This is a genomic window from Microbacterium sp. ZW T2_14, from assembly GCF_044987405.1.
GTDB lineage: Bacteria > Actinomycetota > Actinomycetes > Actinomycetales > Microbacteriaceae > Microbacterium.
The window spans coordinates 1-7,628 of the sequence record NZ_JBJDRK010000099.1; the positions used below are offsets into that span (position 1 = coordinate 1).

General features: G+C 72.0%; 6 protein-coding genes and 1 pseudogene. 2 read left to right on the plus strand and 5 right to left on the minus strand.

Going from position 1 to position 7,628, the window contains the following annotated elements; translation table 11 throughout:
* The 4 genes from ACI3KY_RS19695 to ACI3KY_RS19710 all read right to left on the minus strand — a co-directional run.
* On the minus strand, positions 1 to 1,014 hold a 1,014-nt coding region (locus tag ACI3KY_RS19695; protein ID WP_404931820.1), incomplete at its 3' end, for a hypothetical protein.
* The gene (locus tag ACI3KY_RS19700) at positions 1,007 to 1,789 is read right to left on the minus strand and encodes an HAD hydrolase-like protein (protein WP_404931821.1); all 783 of its coding nucleotides are present in this window, start codon (positions 1,787 to 1,789) and stop codon (positions 1,007 to 1,009) included. The genes ACI3KY_RS19700 and ACI3KY_RS19695, both read right to left, overlap by 8 nt.
* Positions 1,790 to 1,837: 48 nt before the next feature.
* On the minus strand, positions 1,838 to 2,335 hold the full coding sequence (locus tag ACI3KY_RS19705) for a MarR family winged helix-turn-helix transcriptional regulator (protein WP_404931822.1): 498 nt from the start codon (positions 2,333 to 2,335) through the stop codon (positions 1,838 to 1,840).
* Between the two features lie 50 nt (positions 2,336 to 2,385).
* Positions 2,386 to 5,313 carry a glycosyl hydrolase gene (locus tag ACI3KY_RS19710; protein ID WP_404931823.1) on the minus strand — a complete coding sequence of 976 codons (2,928 nt, stop codon included), beginning with the start codon at positions 5,311 to 5,313 and terminating at the stop codon, positions 2,386 to 2,388.
* Positions 5,314 to 5,456: 143 nt separating this feature from the next.
* On the opposite strand from ACI3KY_RS19710, the gene ACI3KY_RS19715 reads away from it, so the two are divergent.
* Positions 5,457 to 6,086: a TetR/AcrR family transcriptional regulator gene (locus ACI3KY_RS19715; protein WP_404931824.1), complete on the plus strand. Its 630-nt coding sequence runs from the start codon at positions 5,457 to 5,459 to the stop codon at positions 6,084 to 6,086.
* Between the two features lie 25 nt (positions 6,087 to 6,111).
* Here ACI3KY_RS19715 and nucS read toward each other — a convergent pair whose 3' ends face one another.
* Complete coding sequence (gene nucS, locus ACI3KY_RS19720) at positions 6,112 to 6,807, minus strand: endonuclease NucS (RefSeq protein ID WP_404931825.1); 696 nt, start codon at positions 6,805 to 6,807, stop codon at positions 6,112 to 6,114.
* A gap of 273 nt (positions 6,808 to 7,080) precedes the next feature.
* Between nucS and ACI3KY_RS19725 the strand changes: the two are divergent.
* Positions 7,081 to 7,628 (plus strand): annotated as a pseudogene (locus tag ACI3KY_RS19725) (hypothetical protein); the annotation flags it as partial.

Genomic DNA, 7,628 nt, shown 5'->3' on the forward strand with positions numbered 1-7,628 from the left:
GAGGCGCTGCTGCGCGGTCCGCGCGTCGCCGAGGGCGAGGTCGAGGCGTCCGCGCAGGCGGGCGATCGTATCGACGGTGCGGGTCGGTCGGCGCGCGGCATCCGTCTGGATGCTGTCGAGCTCCTCCGCGATGGCGTGCAGCTCCACCCCGAGCCGCTCGGCATCGGCCGCGTCGAGGTGCTCCCGTGTGACGGCGGCCTGGCGAAGGGCCTTGCGGGCAGCCGTGATCTCGTCGGGCACCGCCTGTGCGGCCTGCAGCACGAGGCGGTGCGCCTCTTCGAGGTTGCGCGCGTCGGCCTCGGCCTGGCGCAGCGCCCGCTCGGCGGCGGCGAGATCGGGGAGCGCGCTGAGCGAGGGGTCGTCGGCGCGGGCAGCGGCGGCGTCCAGGTGTCGCTGGGCGAGGGCGACCTCCGACAGCGCCGCGTGCGCGGACTGCGAGGCGTCGCGCCACTCGTCCTCGGCGAATCGCGACGACAGCTCTGCGACGAGTGCGGCCGGGTCGCCCATCGTGGCGTTCAGCGAGGCCAACCGACCGCGTGCGGCGTCGATCTGACCGGCGGCCGACACGTTCGCGGTCACCCATGCGCCGTGCTCGCGGCGGGCCGCCGCCACGGCTGCCAGCGCCTCGCGGGCATGCCGGTCGATCCCCGCCGAGACGCGGCGCACGTGGTCGGGCGCGACGGCGGCGTCGCTGATCGCCCGGTACTGCTCGAAGGCGTCATCGCGCACGTGCTGCGCGGTGAGGCGCGCGCGCCGCAGCGACGGCGGCGCATCGCCGCCGTAGAGCGCGCCCGACAGGCCGACCTCGACGTCGAGCTCGCCGACCTCGTCGTCCAGTTGCACGAGCGTCGCGCCGGCCTTCGCCCGTGCCTGCTCCGCCGCAGCGCGGGCGCGAGGAGAGCGCCGCGCGCGTCGCACCGCCCACACGATGACGGCGACGGCGATCGCCGCCACGCCGAACACGATCGCAGCAGGGACGAGCCACCCGAGGATCGCGGCGGCGAGCTCAGGCATCGGCGACGCCCACGGGCTCGTCGGCCGCGGCCGTCCGCCCGTCCCGCTCCGCACTCTCGGCGCGCGGCGTCTCGTGCGCGCCGTCGGCGGACGAGGCGGCGGGCTCCCCGAACAGGAGCAGCCGGCGGAGCTGGTCGACGTCGTCGACGACGGCCTGTGCGCCTTCGGCCTCGTGAGGCCAGCTGAAGCCCCACCGCACGAAGATGACCGGCACGCCCTGGGCGGCACCGCCGTCGACGTCGTGGTGGCGGTCGCCGACGAGCACCGGGCGGCTCGTGTCGACGCCCGCCGCGGCGAGCCGCCGCAGCGCCTCGGCCACGATGTCGGACTTGGCGCTGAGGGTCTTCTCGTCCTGCGTCGCGCCGACGATGGCGGTGAGGGAGGTCGACAGGTCGAAGTGATCCATCAGCGCGACGACCTGCACCTCGGGCTTCGAGCTGGCGGTGGCCTGCGGGATGCCGGCGGACGCGAGATCCGTGATCAGTTCGCCCATCCCCGGGAACAGCTTGGCGCCGGTCGAGTACCCGTCGATCTTGTTGAGGCCGCGGTAGAACGCGACAGCCTCGGATGCCTGTTCCGGCGTCATGCCGACGTTCACCTGGAACGACTCGTACATCGGCGGGCCGATCCAGTGGACGAGCTCCGCGCGCGTCGGCGGGCGCTTGCCGAAGTGGTCGAGCGCGATCGTCAGGCGGCGGAGGATGCCCTCGGACGCGTCGACGATCGTCCCGTCAACGTCCCACAGCACACAGGTCCACGGCGATCGGCTCGGCATGCCACCAGCCTATTCGGAGGCGGCCGCCGCTCCGCGCCCGGCTCTGCCTCAGCGATCACGCCGGTGCACGCGGGCCAGCCGCGCCATCATGCGCCGGAGATCGTCGAGTTCGGCGGGCGACCAGTCGGCCAGGAGGGCCGTCATGTTGCCCTCCGCCGTCGCCATGATGCGCTCGCCGATGCGGCGCCCCTCGTCGGTCAGCGCCACCAGCACACCGCGGTCGTCGGCGGGAGCGGCGACGCGCACCGTCAGACCGGCCTGCACGAGCCGCCCGACGATCTTGCTCATGTTCGTCGGCGTCATGCCGAGCGCGAGCGAGAGCTCGACGGGGCGCATCGCGCCGTTGTAGGAGAGCTGGTTGACGACCAGGAACATGCCCATGTCATCGATCGGGAAAGCGACCTTCGTCATCACGTCTCGCCGGACGCCCGTGCTGTCGGCCCAGTGCACGATGGACGCCAGCGACAGGCGCAGGTCGAGCGGGTCGTCGCCGATGACGGGACTCAGGTCGGCGGAGGCGCCGGGGTCGACGTCACCTCGAGCCATCGCTTCTCATTCCTCTCGCGACCGGTCCCGACGTATGCGCGGCGCCGGGATCAGTCCTCGCGCAGCAGCCGCACCGGTCCGACGAGGCCGTAGTCGCGCACGATCGCGTGCTGCGTGCGCGCTTCCCCGGTGAGCTGCGCCCCGATGTCGGGGACGCGCTCATAGTATCCGCGGGCTCGGAGCCGGTTGTTGAGGGAGCTCGACACCCGTACCACCACGAGGTTGTCGCCGGGCCGGAGATCGTCGGTGACGTCCACGACGGGATGAGCCGTGTCGAAGCCGCGCTCACCGCCGTCGCCCACGCGGACCGATCCGAGGCCGCCGTTGGTCGAACCGAGGTCGAGCAGATACCGGGCACCCGCAGCGAGGTCCGGCACGGTCACCGTGGCGGTGTACTCGCCGACTCCCGAGACCTCGGGACCGACGGTGTCGAGCTGCGCCCAGGGCGCGAGGTCCACGTCGCCGGCATCCATGTGCGTGATCGCCGTCGCCGGACGCACCTCGCGCGAGACGTATCCGAGGCCGCGGTCCTCCGTCAGCACCTCCGGCTCGCCGGCGTCCCAGCTCTCGACCACCAGTCGCCACACGTCGAGGCGGGCGACCTCGACGTGTGCCGGAGCGGTCGAGTCGACGACGCCGGTCGATCGATCCAGCACCACGATCGCAACCTCTCCCGGAGCCAGCGTCAGCTCGACGATCGTGCGGTCGCCGTCTCTGCGGGCGCCGCGGTGGGGACGCACCGCGCCGGTCCACGGGTCGAGGCGGTGGACCGCGCCCTCACCGTCGAGTGCGACGCGCACTGTCGTGGTCTCCGCGGTCTCGTAGAGGAAGTGGTACGCGTACAGCACCGTGAGGTCGCCGTCCTGGCGGAGGTGGGTGAGCACGTGCCGGTCGTCATCGACGAACCGCGCGCGGCCTCCCGCGCCCAGGTCGTCCAGAGCGGCCACGACGCCGGAGGGGCCGGTGACGCGGACCCCCGGCATCCGTCGCAGTTCCGCCGTGATGGCGGCGAGTTCGTCGTCCCGCCCGTCGAGACCGGGAGTGGCGGATGCCGCGACCTCGTGCGTGCGGTGGCGTCCGGCCATGAGCGACTCGAGCTCGCGTGCGCCGTCGACGATCACGAGGCGCAGCCCGCGCTGCACCCAGTCGCGCAGGTGTGCGGCGACGTCGGCGTCGAGCGTGCTCTGGTAGACGATCAGGGCGCGGTAGCCCGGGCCGGCGGGCTGCACCTCGTCACCGTCGAACGTGACGTCGTCGCGCAGCAGCAGCGAGCCGTCGAAGAACTCGTAGGTGATGCCGGCGTCCTGCATGCCGAGGTCCTGCCACCAGTGGTTCTGGCGGTCGCGCATCCACATCGTGCCGTACGCGACTTCGTCGGGGATGCGTTCGCCGTTCGGTCCGATGAGCGCCATGCCGATGAGGTTGTCGGTGAAGTGGTCGGTGCGCAGGATGCCGACGTCGATGCGCGGGCGGCCGCGACGCAGCGCGTACTGCAGCCGGCCGATCGCGGCCGTCCACAGCGGGTAGAACTCCGAGCCGGGCTGGCGGGTGTCGAACCGCTCGGAGAACATCGGCCACATCCCCTCGTGGCCCGGCCACTCCGTCACGCCTTCTGCGCCGGCCGGACTCGCCCAGCCGTGCAGCACGGTCTTGGTGATGCCGGCGGCGAGCTGCGTCGCGATGATCTGGTCGTAGAACCGGTGGTCGAGCATGTGGTTGCGCGTCGTGGCGCCCGTCTCGGACGAGTACTGCTTGCCGAAGAGGTGCGCCGGCCCCGCCATCAACCGGTACGCATCGATCTGCGCGCCGAACTCCAGCGACTCGGTCTCGATGCCGTCGACCTCGGGGCCGGGCCGGGTCAGCTCGAACGGCAGGCCGTAGCTGATCTCGGCACGCAGCGTCATGCCGACGTCGTGCAGAAAGGCCGCGAACGGCCGCAGCATGTTCTCGATGTAGAGGTCGGTGAGGGTGCGTACGTAGTCGAACCGCACCTTCTCGACCGTGAGCCGGTCGGTGTCGTCGGCCGGCTGGTGGTGATAGACGGTCGACACCGCCATGAACGGGGCGTCGCGCGTCAGGAAGGGCAGCCACGGCACGATGTCGTACCCGCGGCGCTCGCGGAACTCGTCGGCGATCGTGAAGCCCCAGAACATGCCGCCCGCACCGTACGTCGACAGCTCGAGCGAGTCCATGTACATCTGGGCGCGCGGGTTGCGGGCGATCTCGGCTCGCAGCGCGGGCGTCAGGACCACGTCGTCCCAGTAGGCGATGACGGCGTCGACGCCATCGCGGTCGAGGTAGTTCACGGTGTAGTTGACGCTCGCTGAGGGCGAGGCGGTCTGCCCGGTGCCGTGCATCCAGTATGCGAACAGCCGCCACTCGCCCTCATTGGGAGCGGTCCAGTCGAGCGACTCGCCCTGCGCCTGCGCCGTGAGATCGACGATGGATGCCGCATCCAGTCGTCCCTCGCCGGCCACGCGCGCCGCGACCACGGCGACGAGGTGCTGCTGCGTGATGGTGCCGCGGTGACCGGGCAGCGTCGTCTCGGCGATGGGAGCCTCGAGGTCGATCCGCGGGAGCGCGCCGGAGCGGGCCTGGCCGGCGGCGAGGGTCTCGTGCACCACATCGAGCTCCTGGGCGGCGGCACGCTGGTCGGGGTCGATCGTGGGCAGGTTCGCGTTCGACCAGTTGGTGCCCGAGGTGAAGCTCACCGACATGCCGCGGCGGGTGGTCTCCTCGACCACGATCTGCGAGTCGTGGACCCACTCCTCCGATCCCCAGCCGTAGCGGGCGTGATCGATCTCGCCCTCGTCCATCGCGAGGAACTCCATGCCGCCGAAGCCGAGACGGTGCGCGTCCTCGATCTCTCGTCGCAGCGTCGCATCGGTGTGCAGTCCCTCCGCAAGCCACCACCGCAGCTCGGGGCGGAATTCGATGGCGGGGTCGGCGATCTCGCGCCGGAAGTCGTCGAGCGTCATCGCGCGGCATCCGTCCTGTCGGGGAACTGTCGTCACGACAGTATGTACCGTCCTTGCGACACGAACAAGAGACCGCGACTGATGTGCACTCACCGGTGCAATAGTGCACCCGTGCGTATACTCATGCCGTAGGAGGTCGCACGGTGGCAGCAGACGCGGGGCAGGACCGGCGGATCGAGCGCTCGCGGGCGGCGGTGCTCGATGCGGCGACGACGGTGTTCCTGCGGGAGGGCTACGACGGCGCGAGCGTCGACGACATCGCCCGAGAGGCGGGGGTCGTCAAGCGGACCGTGTACAACGTCTTCGGCGACAAGGAGACCTTGTTCCGCGAGACGATCCAGCGCTCCATCGAGGTCGCCGAACGCTTCTCGGCCGAGCTCGTGGCGGAGACCGGACGCATGCGTGACGCGAACGAGGACATCCCCCGCACGGCGCGCCGGCTCGCCGGCACGGTGCTGCGCGGCCGGGTGCTTCCGCTGCGCCGGCTGCTCGTCAGCGAACTCCGCCGCTTCCCCGAACTCGCCGGCGAGTACCGTCGCCGCGCACCCGAGACGGTCATGCGAGCGCTGGCGTCGGCTCTCCAGGATCTCGCCGACGTGGGGCAGCTCCGCGTCGAGTCCGCCGATGTGGCCGCCGAGCACCTCGCATTCCTCGTCATGGGCGCCGACATGGATCGCGGCATGTTCGACGAGCGGGCGACGCCGTCCGAAGCCCGCGTCCGCGAGCGGGCGGATGCCGGTGCCGCGGCGTTCCTCCGCGCCTACGGCGTGTGATCGGAACAGGCCAAGCGCTTCAGCTCTAGAAGAGGCGCGGCGCGCCGGACTCGATGCCCTTCATGCCCTCGTAGTCGAGGGTGACACAGCGGATGCCCCGGTCCGCGGCGAGCACCTTCGCCTGAGGCTTGATCTCCTGGGCCGCGAACACGCCCGTGACCGGTGCGAGGTGCGGGTCGCGGCCGAGCAGTTCGAGGTAGCGGGTGAGCTGCTCGACGCCGTCGATGTCGCCGCGCCGCTTGACCTCGACGGCGATCGTGCCGCCCGCGGGGTCGCGCAGCAGCAGGTCGACGGGTCCGATGGCCGTCGGGTACTCGCGGCGCACCAGGGTCACGCCGTCGCCGATGACGTCCACCTGTTCGGCGAGGAGCCGCTGCAGGTCGGCCTCGACCCCGTCCTTCTGCAGGCCCGGATCGATGCCCAGTTCGTGGGAGGTGTCGTGCAGCACCTCGTAGATGCGCACCAGCAGCGCGTCGCCGCTCTTCGCGTGCGTGACCCGCCAGTGCTCGAGCACTCCTGCGGCGGCGGATTCGGCATCCGGAATCTCGACGTCCAGGCGGCACGGCGGGCTCATCCAGTTGAGCGGCTTGTACGAGCCGCCGTCGGAGTGCACCAGCAGCGAGCCGTCGCCCTTGTGCACCAGCAGGCGGGTCGCGAGCGGGAGGTGGGCGTTGAGGCGTCCCGTGTAATCCACGGAGCAGCGGGCGATGACGAGGCGCACCCGAAGAGCCTAGCCCGCAGCTGCGCCCCGGTCTCGATGAGCGGATCCCGCGGTTGTCCCGTCGGGACCCGACGGGCCCAGCCCGAGGCCGCGCCGCGCGGCCTCGGGGTGCCTTCCAGGAACCGTCGGCTAGCGTGAACATGCACGGCGAAGGCGTGGCCGAGGCCCGCGCTCGCCCTCGGATGGGCTCTCGCCGGCCCACTCGCCTGCCCTGACCGGCCGCCGCCCTCTGCCGCGGCCGGCGTCTGAAGCCGCCGCTGCGGAGGAGAACCGATGAATTCACGCCGCCCCGATGCGACAGTCCACTTTCTGACGAGCACGACCGCCGAGCTCCACGTCGGAACCGATGTCGAGGAAGTCGTCGCCCCCGACAGCCTTGCGCTGCGCGACCGCGTCGTCGAGGAGATCAGGCAGCTGGCGGCCTCGACGGGCGAGCCCGCTCACGCCACCCTCGTCGAGGGGACGTCGAGCTGGCCGCTGGTCGTGCACCCCGACGGCACCTGGGCGGAGTCGCTGGATGCCCCCGCCGCCGATCCGGTGCCCGCTCCCGTGTCGGCTTCAGCCCCGGCGGCTGCTCCCGCGGAGCCTGCTCCCGCGGCGCCTGCTCCGGTGTCCGCGGTCCCGCCTGTGCCTGCGACCGCGTCGGTTCCCCCGATGCCCGCGGTGCCGGCTGCACCTGCCGCACTGACCGTGCCCGCCACGTCGGCCGTACCCGGCGCGGCGGAGCGCAGCCAGCCGGCGGCATCCGTGCCCCCGCAGCGGCGGGACCCGGCATCCGTGCCCCCGCAGCGGCGGGACCCGGCGACGCTGCCGCTCCCGGA